General features: G+C 40.4%; 21 protein-coding genes. 16 read left to right on the forward strand and 5 right to left on the reverse strand.

Annotation, left to right across the window (positions count from 1 at the left end):
- Window positions 1-137 precede the first annotated feature (137 nt).
- The 3 genes from V6C17_RS13410 to V6C17_RS13420 all read left to right on the forward strand — a co-directional run bounded on the left by V6C17_RS13410 (window position 138) and on the right by V6C17_RS13420 (window position 2,380).
- On the forward strand, window positions 138-578 hold the full coding sequence (locus V6C17_RS13410) for a Fur family transcriptional regulator (protein ID WP_442891504.1): 441 nt from the start codon (window positions 138-140) through the stop codon (window positions 576-578).
- A 121-nt stretch (window positions 579-699) separates the two neighbouring features.
- A complete protein-coding gene (gene deoC / locus V6C17_RS13415; protein ID WP_333523077.1) occupies window positions 700-1,341 on the forward strand; it encodes a deoxyribose-phosphate aldolase in 642 nt (213 codons plus the stop codon).
- A 175-nt stretch (window positions 1,342-1,516) separates the two neighbouring features.
- Window positions 1,517-2,380 carry a peptidase MA family metallohydrolase gene (locus V6C17_RS13420; protein ID WP_333523078.1) on the forward strand — a complete coding sequence of 288 codons (864 nt, stop codon included), beginning with the start codon at window positions 1,517-1,519 and terminating at the stop codon, window positions 2,378-2,380.
- Between the two features lie 161 nt (window positions 2,381-2,541).
- On the opposite strand, the gene V6C17_RS13425 is transcribed toward V6C17_RS13420, so the two are convergent.
- Complete coding sequence (locus tag V6C17_RS13425) at window positions 2,542-2,838, reverse strand: hypothetical protein (protein WP_333523079.1); 297 nt, start codon at window positions 2,836-2,838, stop codon at window positions 2,542-2,544.
- A 150-nt stretch (window positions 2,839-2,988) separates the two neighbouring features.
- Between V6C17_RS13425 and V6C17_RS13430 the strand changes: the two genes are divergently transcribed.
- The 11 genes from V6C17_RS13430 (at window position 2,989) to V6C17_RS13480 (ending at window position 13,575) form a co-directional block, all read left to right on the forward strand.
- Window positions 2,989-4,332 (forward strand): phosphomannomutase/phosphoglucomutase, encoded by a 1,344-nt coding sequence (locus V6C17_RS13430; RefSeq protein WP_333523080.1) that lies wholly within the window; start codon window positions 2,989-2,991, stop codon window positions 4,330-4,332.
- Window positions 4,333-4,549: 217 nt separating this feature from the next.
- Window positions 4,550-5,329, forward strand: a complete 780-nt coding sequence (locus V6C17_RS13435) for an MBL fold metallo-hydrolase (protein WP_333523081.1) — start codon at window positions 4,550-4,552, stop codon at window positions 5,327-5,329.
- Window positions 5,330-5,467: 138 nt separating this feature from the next.
- Entirely contained in the window at window positions 5,468-6,586 is a 1,119-nt protein-coding gene (locus tag V6C17_RS13440; RefSeq protein ID WP_333523082.1) for a S1C family serine protease, read from the forward strand.
- Window positions 6,586-7,065, forward strand: a complete 480-nt coding sequence (rlmH, locus tag V6C17_RS13445; RefSeq protein ID WP_333523083.1) for a 23S rRNA (pseudouridine(1915)-N(3))-methyltransferase RlmH — start codon at window positions 6,586-6,588, stop codon at window positions 7,063-7,065. The genes V6C17_RS13440 and rlmH overlap by 1 nt, the downstream gene beginning before the upstream one ends.
- 145 nt (window positions 7,066-7,210) lie before the next feature.
- Window positions 7,211-7,345 carry a hypothetical protein gene (locus V6C17_RS13450; protein WP_333523205.1) on the forward strand — a complete coding sequence of 45 codons (135 nt, stop codon included), beginning with the start codon at window positions 7,211-7,213 and terminating at the stop codon, window positions 7,343-7,345.
- Between the two features lie 36 nt (window positions 7,346-7,381).
- A complete protein-coding gene (locus tag V6C17_RS13455; RefSeq protein ID WP_333523084.1) occupies window positions 7,382-8,533 on the forward strand; it encodes a polynucleotide adenylyltransferase in 1,152 nt (383 codons plus the stop codon).
- 430 nt (window positions 8,534-8,963) lie between these two features.
- Complete coding sequence (locus tag V6C17_RS13460) at window positions 8,964-10,181, forward strand: GGDEF domain-containing protein (protein ID WP_333523085.1); 1,218 nt, start codon at window positions 8,964-8,966, stop codon at window positions 10,179-10,181.
- Between the two features lie 224 nt (window positions 10,182-10,405).
- On the forward strand, window positions 10,406-10,870 hold the full coding sequence (locus V6C17_RS13465) for a peroxiredoxin (RefSeq protein WP_333523086.1): 465 nt from the start codon (window positions 10,406-10,408) through the stop codon (window positions 10,868-10,870).
- Window positions 10,871-11,132: 262 nt separating this feature from the next.
- Window positions 11,133-12,017: a VOC family protein gene (locus V6C17_RS13470; protein ID WP_333523087.1), complete on the forward strand. Its 885-nt coding sequence runs from the start codon at window positions 11,133-11,135 to the stop codon at window positions 12,015-12,017.
- A 286-nt stretch (window positions 12,018-12,303) separates the two neighbouring features.
- Entirely contained in the window at window positions 12,304-13,086 is a 783-nt protein-coding gene (locus V6C17_RS13475; protein WP_333523206.1) for a ceramidase domain-containing protein, read from the forward strand.
- Between the two features lie 174 nt (window positions 13,087-13,260).
- The gene (locus V6C17_RS13480; RefSeq protein ID WP_333523088.1) at window positions 13,261-13,575 is read left to right on the forward strand and encodes a YbjQ family protein; all 315 of its coding nucleotides are present in this window, start codon (window positions 13,261-13,263) and stop codon (window positions 13,573-13,575) included.
- A 293-nt stretch (window positions 13,576-13,868) separates the two neighbouring features.
- On the opposite strand, the gene murI is transcribed toward V6C17_RS13480, so the two are convergent.
- Both murI and V6C17_RS13490 read right to left on the reverse strand, forming a co-directional pair.
- Window positions 13,869-14,642: a glutamate racemase gene (murI, locus tag V6C17_RS13485; RefSeq protein WP_333523089.1), complete on the reverse strand. Its 774-nt coding sequence runs from the start codon at window positions 14,640-14,642 to the stop codon at window positions 13,869-13,871.
- Window positions 14,643-14,829: 187 nt separating this feature from the next.
- Window positions 14,830-15,276: a staygreen family protein gene (locus V6C17_RS13490; protein ID WP_333523090.1), complete on the reverse strand. Its 447-nt coding sequence runs from the start codon at window positions 15,274-15,276 to the stop codon at window positions 14,830-14,832.
- 190 nt (window positions 15,277-15,466) lie between these two features.
- Between V6C17_RS13490 and V6C17_RS13495 the strand changes: the two genes are divergently transcribed.
- The gene (locus V6C17_RS13495) at window positions 15,467-15,637 is read left to right on the forward strand and encodes a hypothetical protein (protein ID WP_333523091.1); all 171 of its coding nucleotides are present in this window, start codon (window positions 15,467-15,469) and stop codon (window positions 15,635-15,637) included.
- Between the two features lie 277 nt (window positions 15,638-15,914).
- Here V6C17_RS13495 and V6C17_RS13500 read toward each other — a convergent pair whose 3' ends face one another.
- Window positions 15,915-16,574: a flavodoxin family protein gene (locus tag V6C17_RS13500; RefSeq protein WP_333523092.1), complete on the reverse strand. Its 660-nt coding sequence runs from the start codon at window positions 16,572-16,574 to the stop codon at window positions 15,915-15,917.
- Between the two features lie 107 nt (window positions 16,575-16,681).
- Here V6C17_RS13500 and V6C17_RS13505 point away from each other — a divergent pair, with 107 nt between their 5' ends.
- The gene (locus tag V6C17_RS13505; protein ID WP_333523093.1) at window positions 16,682-17,038 is read left to right on the forward strand and encodes a winged helix-turn-helix transcriptional regulator; all 357 of its coding nucleotides are present in this window, start codon (window positions 16,682-16,684) and stop codon (window positions 17,036-17,038) included.
- Window positions 17,039-17,385: 347 nt separating this feature from the next.
- Here the strand turns inward: V6C17_RS13505 and V6C17_RS13510 are convergent, their stop codons facing one another.
- A complete protein-coding gene (locus tag V6C17_RS13510; protein WP_333523094.1) occupies window positions 17,386-21,636 on the reverse strand; it encodes an acyl-CoA dehydratase activase-related protein in 4,251 nt (1,416 codons plus the stop codon).
- Between the last annotated feature and the right edge of the window lie 60 nt (window positions 21,637-21,696).

Consider the following 21,696-nt stretch of genomic DNA (forward strand, 5'->3'; position numbering starts at 1 on the left):
CAGTGATTCTCAAATTGAGGTAAAATAAAAACGATAATATCAGGTAATAATAATTTTCCATAACGCATTTTTAGGTTTTAATCTTAAATTTAAATTAATTCAAGATTTGAGAAAGACAAAAAGTAAAGTAGGTGTTAGTGGTGGAAGAACAAAACGTAACGCTATTGCTACGGGACAAAGGATTTAAGGTTACTCCTCAACGTCTTGCTATCTATAATGTATTGGCATCAACCAAAGCACATCCTAGTGCTGAGATGATTTTTAGTCAGTTGCAGCCTTATTATCCGACAATGAGTTTGGCTACAGTTTATAAGACGATTGAAATTCTTAAGGAAATTGGATTGGTACAGATATTAAATGTAGGTGAAGACAGTTTCCGCTATGATGCAAATGTACACAATCATCCGCACGTTCGCTGCATGTGCTGCGGTCGCGTAGACGATCTGTACGACATTGATCCAAGCAATTTTATTAACGATGTTTCAGCTAAAACATCTTATCGCTTAACTGGTCAGCAGTTCTATTTCTATGGAGTATGCCCAGAGTGTCAAGATGCCGAAAAAAGGCAAGCTAACTAATTACTTATGAGCTGCACAGAGCACTGTGCAGCTTAATTTTTTCCCTAATATAAAAAGGGATGTGATGTCAAAAAAAGAATTCAATACTAAAATGCGATGCTAGAATGTAAGGAGTAATGTGATGAAATTAAATCAGTACATAGACCATACTTTGTTAAAACCTGAGGCTACTCCAGATAGTATTGAGAAACTGTGTGGAGAAGCCATTCAATATAACTTTGCAGCCGTTTGTATAAATCCGTGTTATGTTGATCTGGCAGCTCACTTAGTTAAAGGTAGTGGCGTAAAAGTAGCAACTGTCATTGGGTTTCCACTTGGGGCTACTCTTAGTTCAGTAAAAGTATTCGAAGCCCAAGAAGCCATTCTGCGTAAGGCTGACGAATTAGACCTGGTAATAAATCTTGGTGCTGCTAAGCTCGGACTTTGGCAGGCAGTAACAGATGAGATAAAGCATATCGTAAACATTGCCGAAGGTAGTGTAGTTAAGGTAATTGTCGAGACTGGATTGCTGACTGAAGAGGAAAAGAAGCTTGCCTGCAATGCTGTGTTAGAAGCTGGTGCTGCATATATCAAAACATCTACCGGATTCGGGCCTGGTGGTGCAACGATTGATGATATAAAGCTGTTTAAGGCTATTGCTGGTACGAAACTCGGTATTAAGGCTTCGGGCGGGATTCGCACTCGTGAACAAGCGGTAGCAATGATAGCGGCTGGTGCTACTAGAATAGGGACGAGCTCGGGAATACAAATAGTTTCCCATTGATGAGTTTACATAATGTACCGGTGGGCTAACCCCTGAGGGCATGTTATAATAAGATAATGATAGTTATAACCGAAAGGTTCAGATGCCGCGTGCAGATGAGCCTTTTTTTCGCCTGATGGAGCATTACGACGTTTAACCTGAAATAGGTTTATTAATAGAAAGGAGGTGCGTCGATATGAAGATTATTAATCACAGCGATGTAACTATGTTAACGAGTCTGGCCGTTTTGCTTGCCGTTGTGTTTTTGTTCGTTCAAGTACCGGCGCGTCCTCAAATGTGGCTGTACCCTTTGGTGCGTCAAGGGGCTCAAGCAAAATTGAATTATGAGACCAGAAATATGGCTGAATTTGAAACAGAGCATTTCATTGTCAAATATACGCCAGCTGATCGGGACACTGTTCAGATGGTGGCTCAGGCAGCAGAACAGGCTTATAAGCCTGTGACTAAAGAGTTGGGTCATGATTTAAAGGATAAAACTATTATTTTAATTTATCCTGACAAAAATGAATTACGTAAAGCTTTTGGCTGGTCAAATAACGAAAGTGCTATGGGCGTATATTGGGGAGGCGTTATTCAGCTGCTTTCACCTAAGGTCTGGATGAAGGAAGGAGACTCAATAGAAGACTTTATTCATACCGGTCCGATGGTGCATGAATTTACCCACCTGGTATTCGACCATGTAACAAGTGGAAATTACCCTCGTTGGTTTACCGAGGGATTTGCTCAATATGTTGAATATCAAGTAAATGGATATGAGTGGATAATTCCAACAAATACGCTTGATCAAAAACTGTATACCATGGACCAGTTAAGCGATGACTTTGATAATCTAGATAACCAAGCACTAGCTTATCGTCAATCACTTGCCGCAGTACGCTATATAGCAGAGGTGCATGGCGATGAAAAGCTCAAACAAGTTGTCAGTGGTTTAAAGAAAGGCCAAAGTATAGAGAAAGCTATTAGCCAAACTCTTGGAATTAACTTCGCTGATTTTGATGCAGCTTGGCGAGAGTGGGCAGCTATTAATATGAAAAACTAAGCAGGCTGTCGATAAACGCCCATTTGCGTCGCTCAGCCTCAAACCCATAGCTTGCGTACGACCGAGTACGCGGCGCTGCTGGGTTTTGCGGTGCGCCTAGCAACTGAACCTTTCTCAACAGCCTGAAGAGATATACGGGTTAAACCCGTATATCTCATTTTTCATTTTGCCTTGATTTCTACCATTGCAGCATAGATCTTTTCAAGAGATTCAACAATCATTTGGTTTTGCTGGATTAGCAGCTCTTGATTACGGACAGCTGCCCTCATAACTTCTCTGCTTTCATCCATTTGATTAAATAGTGCCTTTACGATCTTATCAATATTCGGCATGAAAAACCTCCTTAAATCTAGAGACTCAAATAATTTTTGTCGGCGGTGCTTTTTCTTACGTTTCTTTTTATCTTTTGTTTTTGGTTTCTCGGGCTGTTCAGGCCGCGCCTTTTTGTGTTTGGGCACAACAACACCCTCCCTTAGAAACTGATGTTTTGATATATATTATGTTTAAGTAGCCAAAGTGGTTACCATAACTTTACTGAAGCAAACTTGTATTATTTTGTCATAACGTGCTAAAATAAGCAGTAACTGTTTTGTGGAAGGGGCGTTATTATGAGTGTTTTTCATGCCTGCGATATTCGTGGAATTGCCGGAACAGAGTTAACTTATGAACTTGCTGAGAAAATAGCTTATGCAATTGGAACAAAGCTTAGCGGACAAACAGTAGTTGTCGGCGGTGATATTCGGCTATCTACACCGCGTATGCAGCAAATAATGATGGATGGTCTGGCGCGTTCTGGTTGCGAAGTAATAAATATTGGCACAGTAGCGACACCCTTGTTTTATTTTGCGCAAAAAATTACTGGTGCGACGGGCGGTGTAATGGTAACTGCATCACACAATCCAGCCTCATATAATGGCTTTAAGCTTGTTATGGGTCCCAAGCCTGTCAGTGAAGAGGATATAAATGAAATTGCTAGACTGACAGAACAGAACGCAAGAGTTGAAGCAGTAGGCAGTGTGCGTGAACTTTCTGTTATACAGGATTACATAGACTATACAGTAAGTAAGGCTAAGGCAAGTGGTATGAAAGTAGTTCTGGATGCCGGAAATGGTGCAGCTTCACATATAGCGCCAAACCTCTATAGACAGTTAGGCTTTGAAGTAGTAGAACTATTTTGTGAGGCTGACGGAACCTTTCCTAATCGGCCGCCGAACCCAGCTGTACCAGAAAACCTTAGTGCTTTAAGCAAAAAGGTTTTGGAAACAGGTGCTTTTCTTGGCATTGCTTTTGACGGCGATGGCGATAGGGTCGGATTTGTTGATGAAACTGGGCGAGCAGTTGATAATGATGATATTTTAGTGTTGCTAGCGCAGAATTATCTAGAGACGCAAAAAGGTCCAATAATTTATGATGCCAAATGCTCAATGGTTGTTCCTGAACAGATTAGCAAGGCTGGCGGAAAACCAATTATGGCACGAGCAGGTCACACCTTTAGTAAATCTGCATTTATACGAGAAAAGGCGCTTTTTGCCGGAGAGATAAGCGGACACTTTTTCTTTTCAGAACTGGGTTATGATGATGGCATGTTCGCGGGCTTAAAGATGTGTGAATATATATCTACTCACGGGCCTTTATCTGTTCTAATTGATGAAATACCAAATTATATTTTGACACCCGAGATAAGGGTTAGATATACAGGCACTGACAAAGAAGCGATACTTGCACAAATTGCACAGAGATTAAGCGACTTTAAACCAAACTTAATAGATGGTGTGCGAATTGAGTTTGACGATGGCTGGGCAATGATCAGAGCATCGGTTACAGAACCACTGTTTACGCTGAGATTTGAGGCTAAGTCATCTGAACGACTAAATGAAATTTCTGATATATTGCTAAATGCTCTGCCAGATAATATTAGAGAGCTGGTCAATAGCTGGAACGCTAAAGATTAGGAAGTATAGAGCAATTGTGGTATTAGGAACTTACGAATAAACATTATTTGCTTAGACTTCATAAAAGCAACAGGTCATAGTTATTTACTAGGATCTGTTGCTTTTATATGTTATAAATTATGACGGTGATGCCTTACTATTTCTGACAAGAGGATTTGAACAACTGTCAGTCGAAGTATATATAGTCATTTGGTCAAACAAAGGAGCACAGTTTTATATGCAAGTACACGTTTTGGCTAGCGGTAGTACCGGTAATGCCACGTTTATAAAAATGGGTAATACAAAAATGCTTGTTGACGCCGGAATAAGCGCCCGCCGTATAAAAAATAGTTTAGCTGAACTTGGCACAGCGGTTGAAGAACTTGACGGTATTTTCATAACGCACGAACATCGCGACCATATTAATGGACTACCGACTTTAACAAAAAAATATAAATTACCTGTATACGCTAAAGCAGCCACCTTCGATTCTATGTATTGCCGGGAAATACTTCCCGAAAGCTGCTGCAAAGTAATCGGAGACAGCATTGATATTAGCGGTGTTAAAGTTGAGCCCTTTAGTATTTCACATGATGCTGCTGACCCAGTGGGATATAGTTTGTATCATCAAAACCTAAAGTGCAGTGTAGCCACTGATATTGGCTTTGTTACAGATTCAGTAAAAAAAGCAATCTCATACTCCGATGTTTTGGTATTCGAATCAAATCACGATGTTGATTTATTGAAAAACGGCGCATATCCCTGGCACTTGAAGCGTCGTATTATGAGTAATCGCGGTCATTTATCCAATACCGATGCCGCATGGACTATAGCGCGAATGGCCAGGCAGAAGCATACTAAGGTTTTTCTTGCTCATCTAAGCCAAGAGAATAATCGTCCAGAAATAGCTGAAAATACTGTACGTAATATTTTAACAGAACAAGGTTGCGAGCTTAATGTTGATATTGATATTAGGCTGACCTACCCCGACAAAACGGCAAGTTTGACTGAAGGCTGATTAGGCGATACTAAAAGCAGCATATTATAAAAAAGACGTAGAAATAGGAAATGATCTACCCATTTTTGCCGGCATTAGAAACAGTACTGACAATTCTGGATGAGTTGCCACAGTAATTTTCTAAGGAGGATGGTATCTATGAGACCAGCATTGAAAAAATTGACTCCCTACTTAGTAGTTTTACTAATTGGAACGCTTTTAGGCGGCGGAATGGTAGCTGGTTATTCTGATAAACAGCTTGCTAAGCCAACACCTCAAAATATGGTGAATATACCAAATCTACAATCACCGGCTCCGACGGGAGCAGTTTCTGATGCTCGCAATACACCAGTAGTTAAAGCGGCGCAGGCGGTTGGACCAGCCGTTGTTGGTATAACAAATAAAGCATATGCAAGGGATTACTTCAATCGCAAAGTTATGATTGAGCAAGGAACAGGATCAGGGGTAATAATTGACTCCAATGGGTATATAGTTACTAACTATCATGTAGTTGAAAACGCACAGGAGATTGTCGTTTCATTATCGGACGGACGAACTATTACTGGCAAAGTTTTAGGCTCCGATCCTGCAACTGATCTCGCTGTTATAAAAGTAGATGCAACAGGAATGCCAACAGCTGTTTTGGGAGACTCGGATAGTATACTGGTAGGTGAACCAGCTATTGCAATTGGTAATCCGCTCGGCTTAGAGTTTAAAGGCAGTGTTACTGCTGGTGTAATCAGTGCGCTAAACCGCTCTATTGAAATAGGCGAACGAAAGTTTAAACTTATTCAAACAGATGCTGCAATTAACCCCGGTAATTCGGGCGGGGCCTTAGTTAATGCAGATGGAATAGTCATTGGAATTAACAGTGCTAAAATTTCAATTCCAGGAGTAGAGGGTATTGGGTTTTCCATTCCAATTAATTCAGCTAGACCTATTATTCAGTCGATAATTGACAAAGGCCGTGTTGTGAGAGCATATTTGGGAGTAGGAATTTTAGATAAAGCCAGTGCTGCTAAATACGGTTATGATCTCAATATTGATCGAGGAGTCTATGTAGCACAATCATCACAAAACGGCCCTGCGGCTAAGGCAGGAATACGCGAAGGTGATATTATTTATAAGGTAGCTGGCATTGAAACAAATAGTGTGGCAGATTTGCGCGCTGCGGTAGACTCGCAGCCTATCGGAAGTAAGGCGGAAGTTGTCTACAGTCGTAATGGTAAAACTCAAACTGTGAGCATATTATTAGAAGAAATGCCGAGTAAACAATAATGAAGATAACAATAGTAGCAGTAGGTAAGATAAAAGAAAAGTATCTTTCAGCTGGTATCGCTGAATTTACAAAACGTTTAACTCCATATTGCAAGCTTAATATCATTGAAGTTGATGAAGAAAGAATGCCAGATAATCCATCAGATGCCGAAAAGGCAAAAGCGCTCACCAAAGAAGGTGAGCGCATGCTTAAGCAAATACCGAGCGACAGTTATCTTATTGTTTTAGATGTCTTCGGTAAGGCATCGTCATCAGAAGAACTTGCGGCAAAAATGAGCGACTTAGCCTTAAAGGGTCAGAGCAGCATAACCTTCGCCATCGGCGGAGCGTTTGGGCTATCACAAGAAATACGAAATACAGCAAAAGAAAAACTGTCATTCTCCAAAATGACCTTCACGCATCAGATGATCAGACTGCTTTTAGTGGAGCAAGTCTATCGGGCGTTTAAGATTAATCGCGGAGAACCGTATCACTGGTAATAGCGAAACAGCTTCGGTCCTTGTAAATAAAGGATCGAGGCTGTTTTTTAGCAGAGGCTACTCTGAAAATATTTAGCATATTCAAGATAGCTTGAATGATAAATAGTTTCTTCTAATCTGAAGTAGAAGCCTTTTTATTGGCATAATCGATATCCAAGATACCTGTTCCTATGTGGAGATTTTTGGGGATAAAGAAGAACTTGTTGTGGAAGAGCTTTCAGTAACAAAAATAAAGGGTAAGATACATAAGATAAAAATTGTAAATTTTTCAAAGAACTAGCATGGGAAAAGCAAGGAGAGATGAAAGGAGAGGGGAATGGATAGTATGAGTAATAGTGCGTTAACGGAGATAGATTTTGCCGAAGTTATTGCTAAAAATGGTGGACGTGCTTTTAGAGTCGGTGGCTCAGTTCGCGATAGTTTTATGGGAAGGCCATCGAAGGATATTGATTATAGTGTTGTTGGAATGGTTAGAAAAAAATTTAAAATATTGTTTCCCGAAGCCGAAGACATGGGTAAGGCTTTTCCCGTTTTTCACTTGGTGATAGGCGGCATAAAACGCGAAGTTGCCTTTGCGAGAACAGAGCAGAAAGTAGGTGACTACAAAGGCTTCAAAATATCAGCGAAACCCAAGATTACGGTTGAAGAAGATCTTTTCAGACGTGACACTACGGTAAACTCCATCGCCTTAGACATTTTGACGGGAGAAATTATCGATCCTTTTCATGGAATAGAGGACATAAAAGCCAAGGTTCTTAGAGCGACGGGACAACATTTTTGCGATGATCCAATGCGTGCCTTGCGACTTGCGGGGCAATCCGCCCGCTTTGGGTTCACGATAGACTGTGATACGCTCCCGCTTGCCATGGCGGCTCAGGAAGAACTTGCTCATGAGCCTGTAGAGCGGATGATTCATGAATTGAGCATAGTCTTGTCAGAAGCAGCGGAACCAGGAAGATTTTTTAAGGTTCTGGCCGAGACTAGGTTATTGCAAATTACATTTAAAGAAATCTCAGATTTGTCTATGGGAGAATTTGAAAGAGTAGTGAACGGGTTAGATTCAGTAGCAAAAGCTACGCAAAATTCGAAGGTAAGGTTCGCAACGTTTGGTTTAGTGCTGAACAAAGAGCGTTTAGAACTATGGAATAATAGAATGAAATTGCCTGGCGGCTGGCTGGATGCGGCCATTACTGTCAATCAAACAATTGGCATTTTAGAACACCCCACGCCTGATAAGATTGTAGATACCATTAATACCTTAAGGCGTGGCTCTCTTACGATAGAGGAGTTTGACCTCATTTCTAATGCGGCAGGATTAAAGATTCCTCAATTGGCACCATTGAAAGCTATAATGGTCTTGCCTAAAGGAGTGGTTGTCCCTACGACTTTACAAGGGAAAGAAATTGGTGAATGGTTGCGAAAAAAACATGTGGAGAAAATTTCCAAAGAGATATATTTCGGCGACTAAGTTCGAGAATAGAGATTAATACAGCAGTTCATATAAAGAAATATACTTAAGTTTCTCCGCTATACCCGATACGCAGAACCGTACCATTGATAACGGCAAAACAAGGCCTCAACCCTTGCTTCGTGCAGGGGTTGAGGCCTTGTTTTTTGTATGTTTCTAAGGATTAGGGATTTTGTACGGATTGCCTAGATGAGTTCCTGTTAATACTTATGTGCTAGTTGTCAACGAGCGCTATAAAAAGAACACTTCACAAAAGGACCTCAGCAACTTATGTTTTTCTATGAGAGTGATTCTGTTTAGTCTCTTGATAGTGAAATAAATGAACCAAATGTGCATGTTTACTTAAAATATTAATATTGGTATAATGTACAAAATATGACAAAAATGTAAGCTCTACTCAGATACTATATGCTATTGCGATTAAAACTAAGTGCAACTATATTGCTTTGCGGGGATAAATCCAGCTTTAGTTGTTGAAGGAGTGATACCGATCAATACGATGCTTGCGATTCAGATGAACATTTGTATGGTTATATTATTGTCAAGCATAGCTGTACATGCTTATTTTAAGCTAGATAGAAAAGAGCAAGTCAATAGGTTGTTTTTAGCTTTAATATTCTTAACGATATTAATATTAATATTAGAAATTTTGAGTGTATTATTAAATTCTAGTAATTACACAAATCTTATTATTCTACATAAGTTGGTTGATACGTTGGGATTCACGCTGACACCATTAGTGCCAATCTGTGCGGTACTATATGTTCATAGACGAACTGACAAATACGACAAAATAAATGTAAACAAGCTTCTCTGGTTGAGTGTGCCGTTTGCTATAAATAGCATTATATCATTAGGGAGCTATAATTTTAACTGGATATTTAGTATAACTAGTGAGAATATCTATGTACGGGGACCAATGTTTATTGTTTCACCAATGACAAGTTACTTTTATTATATTGTAAACTTACAAGTTTTATATAATGCTCGAGAAAAAATCAATAGAGAAGAATTGTTCATACTTAGTTTGCTTACCGTGATTCCATCCGTACTGTCTATCTTTCAATTGTACTACTTTGTATATTTGACGATATGGAATAGTGTAGCTATTGCTGTTGTAATTAACTATGTTTTTATTGTACATAGTCAAACAAAGATTGATTCATTAACAGGATTAGGAAATCGCATAGCTTATGATGAATACCTTGCAATTTCCAGTAGGCAAAGTAACATTGTTTTAGCTGTGGTAAATATTGATCTTGACGACTTTAAAAGTATCAATGATGTTTTTGGGCATCATGAAGGCGATAAAGTGTTGAGAGTATTCGCCAGACACTTGGAAGAAGTATTCGAAGGAAAAGGACTTTCTATCCGCTTGGGCGGCGATGAATTTATAGTCTTAATAAATGAGAACCGAAGAGAAATTGTAGAAAAGTATATAGAAAACTTAAGAAATAACATCAATACATACAATGAAGTCAGCAACAATCCTTATCATATTAAGTTCAGCTATGGATTAGCTATATTTAACAATACATATAATAATATACATGAGCTTATTCAGCATAGTGATAAGCTCATGTATGAAGAAAAAAATAAACGAGTCGAGAAAATATCTTGCGAAATAGGCCAACTAATGGGACGATAATTTATTCATCAAGTGGTTTACCAGCTTGAGTACCCTTCTTTTCCACACCTGCAAGTAAAAATAAAACAGGGGGACAGGTACGATGTTTCAGTCAAAAGTTAGACCGAATATGGTCCTGTCTATCTGCTGTAATTTTTGACTGTTCTTCTATCCAAGAAGGATTTTTTGACAATAATTTATAATTTTTATATCAATCTATTTTCAAAACAGTGGGGGGCAAATACATGAAACAAATTACTGTTGGTGATATGGCGCCTGATTTTGTTTTAAAAGACAATCGTGGACAGGAAATCCGCCTATCAGACTACAAGGGGAAAAAAGTACTTTTATCATGGCATCCGCTAGCATGGACAAAGGTTTGTGCCGAGCAAATGAAATCATTGGAGGATAATCTGGAGAAGTTTACTCAATATAATGTGGTTCCGCTTGGACTCAGCGTAGATTCCTATCCCAGCAAAAATGCCTGGGCAAAAGAATTAGGCATTGCTGAAGTAAAATTGCTAGCTGACTTTTGGCCGCATGGGCAAACTGCTATTAACTACGGCATCTTTCGTGATATAGAAGGTTTTTCAGAGAGGGCCAATATGCTTATTGATGAAAACGGCAAAGTACTCTGGGTGAAAGTGTATCCAGTTTCTGAACTACCTGATATAAACGAGGTTTTTGATCAAATTAAAAATTCCCAATAAGATTATTTGTGAAATTTAAACTGCTTAATAACGTAGCTTATGAAGTCCTTAACTTAACTTGACTTGGTGGAATCGTCCTATCGTGTCTTGGTGACAAGAGGCGTTATAAGCCGGAGAAAAAACTGCAAATGAGCCGATGGACTTAGGTTAGATGTGTGGGCTGGAATATAAGGATTTAAACGGACTTGTTTGGGAAATAATCTATGTAGACAAGAGCAAAGGTCAAGCTCTGAGTTGTAAAAGTGGGATGGAGGTATGGATAATGCCAAAGCTTGTTCCTCATTTATGGTATGACAAAGAGGCAAAAGAGGCCGCAATGTTTTACACTAGCTTATTTGACCGGTCAAAATTGCTCAATGTTGGCTTGATACAGAACACACCTTCAGGAGACGTTGAAATCGTTAGTTTTGAATTAGCTGGGCAACAATTTGAAGCAATTAGTGCAGGACCATTTTTCCAGTTCAATCCTTCTTGCTCCTTAATGGTAGCTTGCGATTCGGTTGAGGAAGTGAATATAAAGTGGCAGGCGCTCCTAGAAGGTGGTTTGGCCCTCATGCCGCTGGATGCTTACCCGTTCAGCAAATGGTATGGATGGGTGCAGGACCGATATGGACTGTCCTGGCAGCTTATGTTGGTGGAGGAGCAGCTAAAATCTCCACAAAAGATTACACCGAACCTTCTTTTCTCCGACCGTGTTTGTGGAAAAGCGGAAGAAGCGGTCACATACTACACGAAAATATTTAATGATGCCGAAGGTGCGATGATTAGCAGGTACCAAGAGGGGGAGGCAATAAACACTAAGGCAAAGGTGAATTTCGCCTCATTTCGGATTGAAGGCATGCAGTTATCAGCAATGGATAACGGTTATGATGTTGACTATAGCTTTAATGAAGCGTTCTCTATCATGGTAAAGTGTCGTGACCAAAGAGAAATTGATTACTATTGGAATGCTCTTTCTGCCGTTCCGGAAGCCGAGCAATGCGGATGGGTGAAGGACAAATTCGGCGTTTCATGGCAGATTGTTCCGGAATTTATGGATGAAATATTGTTCTACGGCTCCAGAGAAGAAGTACAAAATGTAACCGAAGCCTTTCTAAAAATGAAAAAGTTTGATATTGCAGCGTTAGAAAAAGCGAAAATTGGCTAGGAAAATCACCATAAAAGGCATGGCAATCAGCCTAAGTTTATAGCTGTATATGATATGGAGAACCGTACCACTGGTAACGAAAATGGCCTGCTCTCTTTTAAAAGAAGGGAGCAGGCTTTTTGCACTAGTGAGGTTAATAGAGAGAGCAAGTTTCACAGTACTATATGAATAAGGCCGCCCTTGTAGAAAAGATGATGTTGAAAAAGGGGGATTGACATATTAGTGGAAATATATTACACTCTGGTTAACGATTGTTAACCAGAGGGGGATGATAATTTTGAGCCATATGAAAGTAGGGCTTATCGGATTACTTGTACTATTTGCTATAGGGATAGTCGTAAGTTTACCTCCTATTCCACAGGATGTAGCATATCACTCTTTTGCGGGTGATGAGACGCGCTGGGGGATTGCAAATGCGGCAAATGTTCTCTCTAACATCGGATTCATTATTGTGGGATTCATAGGACTTATCAAGATCAGGCATCTGCCGAACAAGGAAATTACCTTAATGTGGAGATTTTTTTTCATTGCGACTATTTTTGTGGGTTTAGGGTCAGCGTATTATCATTTGTTGCCCTCGAATGATACCTTAGTTTGGGATAGGCTTCCCATGGCATTATGTTTTGGCGCTCTTACAGCTTGTGTTTGTACGGAACGTTTGAATGCTAGAATCGGGCGACTGCTTTTTATGCCGCTAGTTATGAGTGGAGTACTGAGTGTCATCTATTGGTGGATTTCAGAACAACATGGTTTAGGAGATCTCCGTCCTTATATTCTTGTTCAATATATTCCGATGATTATAATCCCTCTGTTGATTTTGTTATGCCCCAAATCAACAGAGCAAAATAGAGCCTATTGGCTGTTGCTGGCTAGCTATATTTTAGCCAAAGGCTTCGAGTTTAGCGATGTTCAAATATTTGACCTAACCAACCATGTTATCAGCGGACATACGTTAAAGCATTTAGCCGCTGCTATAGGAATTCTAGCATTACCGCCTAGTGCAATCGAAGTAAATGAGGGTGGTGATACTAGCACTAGATATTGTCTGACGAAAAAAGATAATTTATAGTAGATTTAAGTTAACGAGTGTTAACTTAAATAAGTTTTAACATGCAACAAGCTTTTGTGGATTTGGAAAAAGAGGAGATCTATTAAAGACGTTAAGCGAGGAGTTGTAGTAGCCTCTTTGTTTTATTGGAATACTACCATAAAAACACAAATCATAAGGACAGGTGAAACAAGTATGATTATCGTAACTACTGAATTTGTGCCAGGGAAAGAAGTAAAGGCACTGAAGGGGTTTGTTCGCGGAAGCTCTATCCAATCGAAGCATATCGGTAAGGATATCACTGCTGCGCTAAAAACAATCGTGGGCGGAGAAATTGAGGAGTACAACGAGATGCTGGAGCAGGCTCGCCAAGCGGCAATAGACAGAATGGTTAAAGATGCAAATTCAAAAGGAGCAAATGCGATTATCGGAATGCGCTTAGGATCATCTTCGGTCATGGCTAACGCTGCCGAAATCATAGCATACGGAACAGCCGTAGAAGTGGAGTAATTCTCGCTCCGTTAATGGATTGAGAATTACCAGACAATGGTGGTATATGCGATTATAGAATATAGTTTCAAAATGTTGAGGGCAATAAGGGGAGACATCATTGTACTTTCTTGCGGCGTTTGCACCAAACGGAGAACTGTGTCACTGTTAAACGGAAAAACACCTTCCAGACCTGTGGAAGGTGTTTTGTTACATTATAAATCTGGAAAATTAACATAAGCAGCCAAGGGCGGAGACGGTAGAACTATCGATGAGTTAATTTCAACGCACTCCTGCGTCATGATTTCAGTGTTTTATATGCTGTGTACATAGGCGTGTAATATTTTTTTATAATCTACATCACTAGGTGGGAGTTTGCCATTTGTAATGACAAATTTAATTTTATCATCCAGACTAGGAGCTATACCTTTTTGCTCTAATATATCCGCTAAATGATTGATGGCTCCAACGCTTCCGTCGAAAAAGACAGTTTCCTCCGTAAACGATTGCTTCAAAACCTTACTGAATAGCGGGAAATGAGTACAGCCTAAAACAACCGCACCATAATCAGACAGCTCTAATGATGCAAATTCGTTTTTCAAATACTGACTTACGTCTAAAGTGTCAAACTCAAACTTTTCGGCGAATTTTACTAAGCCGCCTAACGCCAGCGTATCAACCATTGTTGTCGCATCAAGCTTATTAACTAACTGCCTGAATTTTTCCTCTCGCAAAGTAAGACTAGTTGCCAGTACCAATATTTTTTTTCCTCTTTCTTGACAATATGCAAATGCTGGTTTTACAGCAGGTTCCATGCCAATAATAGGGAAGCTATATTTTCTTCGCAATTTCGCGTCCGCAACACTTGTTGCCGTATTACACGCGATCACCACTGCATCTACGTTGATCTCAGCCATATAATCCATAGCGGTTTGGACGTATTGTCTTACTTCGTTTATTTTCTTTTCACCATAAGGTACATGCTTAATATCAGCATAGTAAATGTAATCAGCAAACGGTAGCATTTTTAAAGCATGACCAAGAACCGTTAAGCCGCCAATACCAGAGTCAAAAAAGCCGATCTTCATACTAATCCCTTCCTAGTTGCAATTATTGTATTCATGAACAAATCCGTCAAAATATAGAACTCGATTAAAAAGTGCTACTTATATAATACCACAAACTAGCGGTAGTAGGAATTTGTATGGGAGTTGCTGCTTTAACTAAATGATACGAGAAAGCGCCCCACGTAGCTACAAGCGCTTACATTCACCCTTATATATAGTTGCGAGGAATTCCCCAGTACTCACAACCGGACAGCTCAGAATATACCGAAGAATAGTGTATATAAATATCAGAGTAATCAAGGAAAGGGTACTGCTCAAAAAGGCGGCGATCACCAAACCGAATTGCTTCTAAAACGAGGGGTAACTCTCGCTTGAATATGGAAAAACGTGTTACAGACTGTAATTTGTTCGTTGGACTGAGGTCAATCTGAACAAACCCGCAGAGCTTGTACCCATTCATGGTCCAGCACCACTCGGCTAATACTTCGTCGCGCATCGCTGTAATCTCATCATAAGCGTACTCCTGTCCGATCGAGAGAAACAGTTTCGCTGTTTCATCAGAGTGAGTTAGTGTATATCTCCTCGGAATGATAGGTTCGGTGCGTGTGACATTTCGTAGCTTAGTAGTCAATTTAGCTGGGGCAAGTCTATTCATTGCGTTGCCCCCTCACTAGCGTTTTATACATACTATGCTGTTAAAATGATTGTGACTATAACGCAGTGTGGGACTCGGTAGTAATTTCGGGTGTGAATCATTGCAGGATGCACAGGAATTTACAGAATGAGCAAAGAAGAATTATGGGTTGTATGAGTATTGAAGCTAGAATAGCAAAGGAGGCCGCCATATGGCAGCTGTGAAATGTACAAAGTGCGGAACGGTATTTAATACAGAGGGAGCTATATTAAAGCCGATAGGTGATGGGGGATATAGGGAGTGCTGCCCTAAATGCGGCAGCACAAGCGTATCCAGCACAGAGGACTTCCATTGGGAAGACAGGGGTTGGAAGGGTTTTTAATACTTTAAAGGTTGGCTGATATCTCGATGCATCGCGCTGCGTTATCAGGCGAAGGCAAGAGGATTAGATTATCGGCAATTTCCAAGTCGGTTAACTTTTCTTTAGCGGGAAGCACTGTACGGTTATGCTGATTTCTTATGACTGAAGCGATAGAACCGTCCCCGTGATTCCGTGATTCCCCATGTCAGCCGGTTAGTGATTTAGTAGGATTTTAGGTGTTTCGTTTGTGAAGGGAAAAAGCAGCCTTGAGGCTGCCTTTTTGATTTAACATGGTATTTTACAACCCCTGTTTATACATCTGTGCAAAGCGTACTCCCATATCAAAGGCTTTCTTACAATCGTCGGGGAAAACATCTTTTCGTCGCTGTGCTTTGTGAGTTTCATTAAATGCAGTTGCTACGTACTTGGAATAGTCGCTAAATTGATAGGTGTCTAAAACGTATAGTGACTCACATGATCCAAAGGTTCTTGCTAGGGCCATTTCCGTTCTGCCAAGCGCCTGCTCGTAACCAAACTCTTTCATCCGATTCTCATCTACATTCATTGTATATACAAAACCAATGGGTATCTTTTTCTTAAACAGCGACGAATAGTTTTCATCATATACGAGATATTGAAACACCAATCGTTCGAGGAATGATCTCATCTCCCCGGTGGAATTACCAAGGTAGATCGGTGAACCGAGGATTATGGCATCGGCCTGCTCCAGCTTTTTAAAAATGGGCGTCAGATCATCTTGATATGCGCATGATCCATAGCTCGTGCCATTTTTAAGCTTACAGGCAAAACAGCTTACACACCCTTTATAATTGAGATCATAAAGATGAATGAGTTCGGTTGTCGCTCCCTGAGAAGCTGCTCCCTCCAGTGCTTTATTAAGTAGGGTTGCAGTGTTCCAATTTTTCCTTGGACTTCCATTAATAGCTAATATATTCATGTCGACACCATCCTTTTACTTGATTGTTTTGATAAAATTATATATCATTTTATTAAATTGTGAAGTATGCACTTTAATGGTAGATACTATACAAAAGGAGAGTAATGATGGCTAAATGGTCGAATGATGAATGTAACTGTGCAATTACATATACACTGTCAATTGTGGGAGGGAAATGGAAATGGCTGATTCTTTATAAACTGTCCGAAAGCGGGGTTCTACGGTATGGAGAACTCAAAAAAGTTCTTCCTGACATTACTCACAAGATGTTAAGTCAGCAGTTGAAAGAACTAGAAGCAGAACAGTTGATTCATCGAGAAGAATATCATCAAATCCCCCCAAAAGTTGAATACTGGGTAACCCCAAAAGGAAAAACGTTACTTCCGATCCTCAACCAAATGTCCCAGTGGGGAGAAAAAAACCGACATGCCAATAATAAGAATGCGTCAGAGATGGCTCGGTGACTTGATTTTTATCCGTATATTAATCTTGTGGTGTTACAAGCAACGCCTTAGATGGGTGAATACAATACTGGCATAGAATTTCCACCGTCTTTCAGATTAGAGACAATGTAAAGGTAGGGCATTATAAGCACGAATACTTCTTCTAGTCACTCATAATTGCCTCCGCGCAGCTGTTTAGATTTTGGCCAAAACATTTTAATATGCTTTATTGTAAAACCCCTAGAAGCTTTAGGCTCTAGGGGTTACAAGCTATTGGTATTTGATTAAAAGTAGTCTGTCTTGAAGGCGCTGTCTAGAAAATGTGAGACAGAGACTTAGTTTCGCACAATTATTTTGAATGGGTTTGTTTATACAGGTACCTTACAGTCCGTACTCTGAGCAATTTTCTCTTTGGCTATAGCCAACATTAATTTTATGCGATTGAGTTGGTTTACTTCACTAGCGCCAGGATCATAGTCGATAGGAATGATATTGACATGAGGGTAGCTGTTTCGCAGCTCTTTCAGCATTCCCTTACCCGTAATATGATTGGGCAAGCAGGCAAATGGCTGTAAACACGCAATATTTTCTACGCCGCAATGAATCAATTCAAGCATCTCACCAGTCAAAAGCCAGCCTTCCCCTGTATGATTACCTAGCGATAAATGTTTAGCTGCCATGTTAGCAAGGTGTTCGATGTTATGAGGAGGGGCAAAGCGCTTGCTGTTTTTTAGTGCGGTGCGAAGGTGGCGACGATAAAACTCAACAGCTTTAATAAAGAGATCACCTTTAAACTTATTCATCCAGGTGCCGGATAGTAAATCATAATGCACTTTGCTGTCATAAGCGCAGTATAAGAAAAACTCTAACATGTCGGGCACAACGACTTCGGCACCCTCTCTTTCTAGCATATCTACAATATTATTGTTAGCTGTTGGGTGGTACTTTACCAAGATTTCGCCGACGATGCCGACACGTGGTTTGATTATTTGTTCGTCAATTTCCAAATTATCAAAATCGCGGACAATACCAAAGATATTATTCTTGAAATCATGCTTGCTTTGCATCAACATATCTTGCTTGCACTTGGCTGCCCAATACTCATAGAGTTTTTGGGCTGAGCCAGGTTGTTTCTCATACGGACGTATCCGATGGAGTACTCGCATAAGCAGATCCCCGTAAATAGTACCTATGAGTAAGTTTTTAAACAATCGCAGCGTTAAGGGAAATTCGGATTGATCCTTACCACCCAGAACGAATACTGGTACCTGGGGGATACCGGCATCCTCAAACGCTTTACGGGCTATCGCAGGATAGTTGGTTGCCCGACAGCCTCCGCCGGTTTGGGCTAATAGTACTGACGTAGTATTCAAATCATACTGTCCGGATTTTAAAGCGGTCACTAATTGCCCAACGACAATAATTGTAGGGTAGCAGGCATCATTGTGAACATATTTCAGTCCCTCATCGATTGCCGCTTTGTCAGGTATGGGGGCGACTACTACCTTGTATCCCGCCGTCTGAAAGGCCGATTCTAAGAATTGAAAGTGGATAGGAGAGAGCTGCGGCGCCAATATTGTATGTTGCTTGTTAATTTCAGCAGCAACAATAGGCGGACGTGTGGCTGCAATTTCCGCAAGCTGTTTCATAATAGATATATTGTTATCTCTGTTATTAATGGCTGCCAGCAGTGAACGTATCCTGATTTTAACCGAGCCTAAGCTGCTGATTTCATCAAGTTTAATGACGGTATACGTTCTGTTATGGTTTTCGATAATTTCCTTTACCTGATCAATGGTGACAGCATCAAGGCCACAGCCGAAGGAATTGATTTGAATTAATTCCACATTAGGATGATGAGTAACGAATTCGGCCGCCGCATACAGTCTGGAGTGATAAGTCCACTGATTAACAACCCGCAGTGGACTGCTTGTTTTGCTTAAATGGCGTACTCCATCTTCTGATAATACTGCTAATCCATAGGATTGAATTAGTTCAGGCAGCCCGTGATTAATCTCAGGATCAATATGATATGGCCTGCCAGCAAGGACTACACCTTTTATGTTGTGGTCAGCAATATAGTTAAGTGCCTCTTGGCTTTCAGCTTGTACGTCAGCTTTGTAACGCTCTAGTTCGGCATAAGCTTCATCGACAGCTGATATAACCTCTCTTCGGGAAATGTTTTCTGACCCTAGTTCCTGGGTAAGACGCTTAATCAAGCGATCGCGATTATTTAACGGCAAGAAGGGGTGAAGGAATAATATTTCTTTATCACGCAGCATGTCCATATTAGCTTTGATATTTTGTGGGTAAGAGGTGACAATTGGGCAGTTATAACAGTTATCAGCCATAACATCTTCTTGCAGGGTATTAGGAATACAGGGGTAGAAAATTTTCTTTACTCCCTTTTTTATTAAATCTCTGATGTGGCCATGCACAAGTTTAGCAGGATAGCAAATTGACTCAGAAGGTATAGTTTCCATGCCTTGTTCATAAAGCTGGCGAGAAGAACGTCCTGACAAAACGACTTGATAGTTGAGTTTGGTGAAAAAGGTGAACCAGAAAGGGTAATCCTCGTACATGTTTAGTACTCTCGGAATACCAATCACGCCCCTGTGGGCGAGTGCATCCGGCAACGGATGATATTGAAACAAGCGCTTGTATTTATAAGCATAAAGATTGGGAAGCTTACTGATATGCGTTGTTTTGCCAATACCCTGTTCGCAGCGATTACCAAAATGATGCTGCTGGCTATTAGAAAAGTGTTGTGTGGTAATTAAGCACTTATTACCGCACAATTGACAACGAGCGCTTGTTGTGTGGCTAGAAAAATTATCCAGATCAGTCAGTGATAACAGGGTTGTTGTTATGCCCGTTGTCGTGTAGCTTTCTTTTGCGATAAGAGCGGCACCGAAAGCACCCATAAGGCCGGCAATATCAGGACGCACAACTTCTCGACCAATAATTTGTTCAAGAACCCGCAAGACAGCATCATTATAAAAGGTACCGCCTTGGACAACAACTTGGTCGCCTAACTCATTGGTATTTTTCACACGAATTACCTTAAACAGAGCATTTTTTACGATAGAAACCGAGATTCCGGCTGAGATGTCACTAAGCTCAGCACCTTCTTTTTGTACTTGTTTTACTTTTGAGTTCATAAAAACAGTACAACGGCTGCCTAGATCGGCTGGCTTTTGGGATTTCAAACCAAGCTGAGAAAAGTCTTTAATGCTCATATTCACAGCTTGAGCGAAATTTTCAATGAATGAACCGCAACCTGCTGAACAAGCCTCGTTAAGTGTAATAGAATTGATTATGCCATTTTTTATAAAAAAACTTTTCATATCTTGTCCGCCGATGTCTAAGACAAAGGTAACATTAGGTGAGAAGTGTTTAGCAGCCTTAAGATGGGCTACTGTCTCAACTTCGCCAATATCAACCTGCAGGGCAGTTTTGATGAATTGCTCACCATACCCGGTAACAGCTGAATGAACGATCTTAGTTCTATCATTCAGACGTTGGAATAGATCTTTAAGCGCTGCAACGACCGTTTCTAAAGGATTGCCTTGATTACTGGCATAATAAGAATACAAAAGCGATGTATCCTCACCGATAAGTGTTAACTTAGTTGTAGTCGATCCGGCATCTATGCCTAAATAAGCATTGCCAGCATATTCCTCAAGGTTTGACCGTTTAACAGCATATCGTTTATGTCTATTGATAAATTGCTGATACTCTTTTTCGTCCTTGAATAGAGGGGCAAGTGATTGAGTGTTTTCTGCGCGCAACTCAAATGCCTTGAGAACTTTTTCCTGCAAAAGCTCATAAGGAAGAGTTAATTCCCGTGGAGCCAATGCTGCACCCATAGCAACAAAATATGGAGAACATTCTGGCGCTAGTATATTGTCGTCGGTAAGACCCAAAGTTACGGTGAAACGCCGCAGCAGTTCAGGCAAAAAGTATAACGGGCCGCCGAGAAAAGCTACTTTGCCTCTGATGGCTCGGCCTTGAGCAAGACTGCTGATGGTTTGGTTAACAACAGCTTGCAAAACAGAGGCGGCAATATCTTCCTTGGAAACCCCTTCGTTCATTAGTGCCTGAACATCTGTTTTGGCAAAAACACCGCAACGAGAAGCAATTGGGTGAATCGTAGTATAGCTTTTAGCTAGTTCATTTAGACCCAAGGGATCCGTATGCAATAATGCAGCCATATGGTCAATAAATGCGCCAGTGCCACCCGCACAAACACCGTTCATACGCTGCTCGACAGTACCATCGAAGTAGGTAATTTTAGCATCCTCGCCGCCAAGCTCAATGGCTGTATTAGTAGCAGGAATAACTTGTCTAATCGCAATAGTTGCGGCAATTACTTCTTGTGTAAATGGAAGGGCAAGTGCTTGAGAAACTCCCATTCCCGAGGAGCCTGTAAGCATAATCGATAGCACTTGTTGCTGTAGAAACGGCTGGGCTGCTAATACAACTTCTTTAAAAGCATTTGTTATATTGGAATAATGCCTAGCGTAGTGTTGAAATACAATGCTATTTTCTTCATTAAGAACAACCATTTTTATTGTAGTTGATCCGATATCGATACCAACACGCAGAGTGTTATTCATTTATGCCCCTCCTGATATTCACAATAGTTTGAATATTAACAACGAACCTAAGGTTCAAAA

The organism is Dendrosporobacter sp. 1207_IL3150 (genome assembly GCF_036763085.1).
In the GTDB taxonomy this organism is placed as follows: domain Bacteria; phylum Bacillota; class Negativicutes; order DSM-1736; family Dendrosporobacteraceae; genus JBAIYU01.

What these genes read in the sequence shown, in the direction of transcription:
- V6C17_RS13490 (WP_333523090.1), bottom strand. Translation starts at nt 15,276, where the DNA reads ATGAATAGACTTGCCCCAGCTAAATTGACTACTAAGCTACGAAATGTC.
- V6C17_RS13465 (WP_333523086.1), top strand. Translation starts at nt 10,406, where the DNA reads ATGAAACAAATTACTGTTGGTGATATGGCGCCTGATTTTGTTTTAAAA.
- rlmH (WP_333523083.1), top strand. Translation starts at nt 6,586, where the DNA reads ATGAAGATAACAATAGTAGCAGTAGGTAAGATAAAAGAAAAGTATCTT.
- V6C17_RS13420 (WP_333523078.1), top strand. Translation starts at nt 1,517, where the DNA reads ATGAAGATTATTAATCACAGCGATGTAACTATGTTAACGAGTCTGGCC.
- murI (WP_333523089.1), bottom strand. Translation starts at nt 14,642, where the DNA reads ATGAAGATCGGCTTTTTTGACTCTGGTATTGGCGGCTTAACGGTTCTT.
- V6C17_RS13495 (WP_333523091.1), top strand. Translation starts at nt 15,467, where the DNA reads ATGGCAGCTGTGAAATGTACAAAGTGCGGAACGGTATTTAATACAGAG.
- V6C17_RS13510 (WP_333523094.1), bottom strand. Translation starts at nt 21,636, where the DNA reads ATGAATAACACTCTGCGTGTTGGTATCGATATCGGATCAACTACAATA.
- V6C17_RS13500 (WP_333523092.1), bottom strand. Translation starts at nt 16,574, where the DNA reads ATGAATATATTAGCTATTAATGGAAGTCCAAGGAAAAATTGGAACACT.
- V6C17_RS13505 (WP_333523093.1), top strand. Translation starts at nt 16,682, where the DNA reads ATGGCTAAATGGTCGAATGATGAATGTAACTGTGCAATTACATATACA.
- V6C17_RS13455 (WP_333523084.1), top strand. Translation starts at nt 7,382, where the DNA reads ATGGATAGTATGAGTAATAGTGCGTTAACGGAGATAGATTTTGCCGAA.
- V6C17_RS13435 (WP_333523081.1), top strand. Translation starts at nt 4,550, where the DNA reads ATGCAAGTACACGTTTTGGCTAGCGGTAGTACCGGTAATGCCACGTTT.
- V6C17_RS13440 (WP_333523082.1), top strand. Translation starts at nt 5,468, where the DNA reads ATGAGACCAGCATTGAAAAAATTGACTCCCTACTTAGTAGTTTTACTA.
- deoC (WP_333523077.1), top strand. Translation starts at nt 700, where the DNA reads ATGAAATTAAATCAGTACATAGACCATACTTTGTTAAAACCTGAGGCT.
- V6C17_RS13430 (WP_333523080.1), top strand. Translation starts at nt 2,989, where the DNA reads ATGAGTGTTTTTCATGCCTGCGATATTCGTGGAATTGCCGGAACAGAG.
- V6C17_RS13475 (WP_333523206.1), top strand. Translation starts at nt 12,304, where the DNA reads ATGAAAGTAGGGCTTATCGGATTACTTGTACTATTTGCTATAGGGATA.
- V6C17_RS13480 (WP_333523088.1), top strand. Translation starts at nt 13,261, where the DNA reads ATGATTATCGTAACTACTGAATTTGTGCCAGGGAAAGAAGTAAAGGCA.
- V6C17_RS13470 (WP_333523087.1), top strand. Translation starts at nt 11,133, where the DNA reads ATGCCAAAGCTTGTTCCTCATTTATGGTATGACAAAGAGGCAAAAGAG.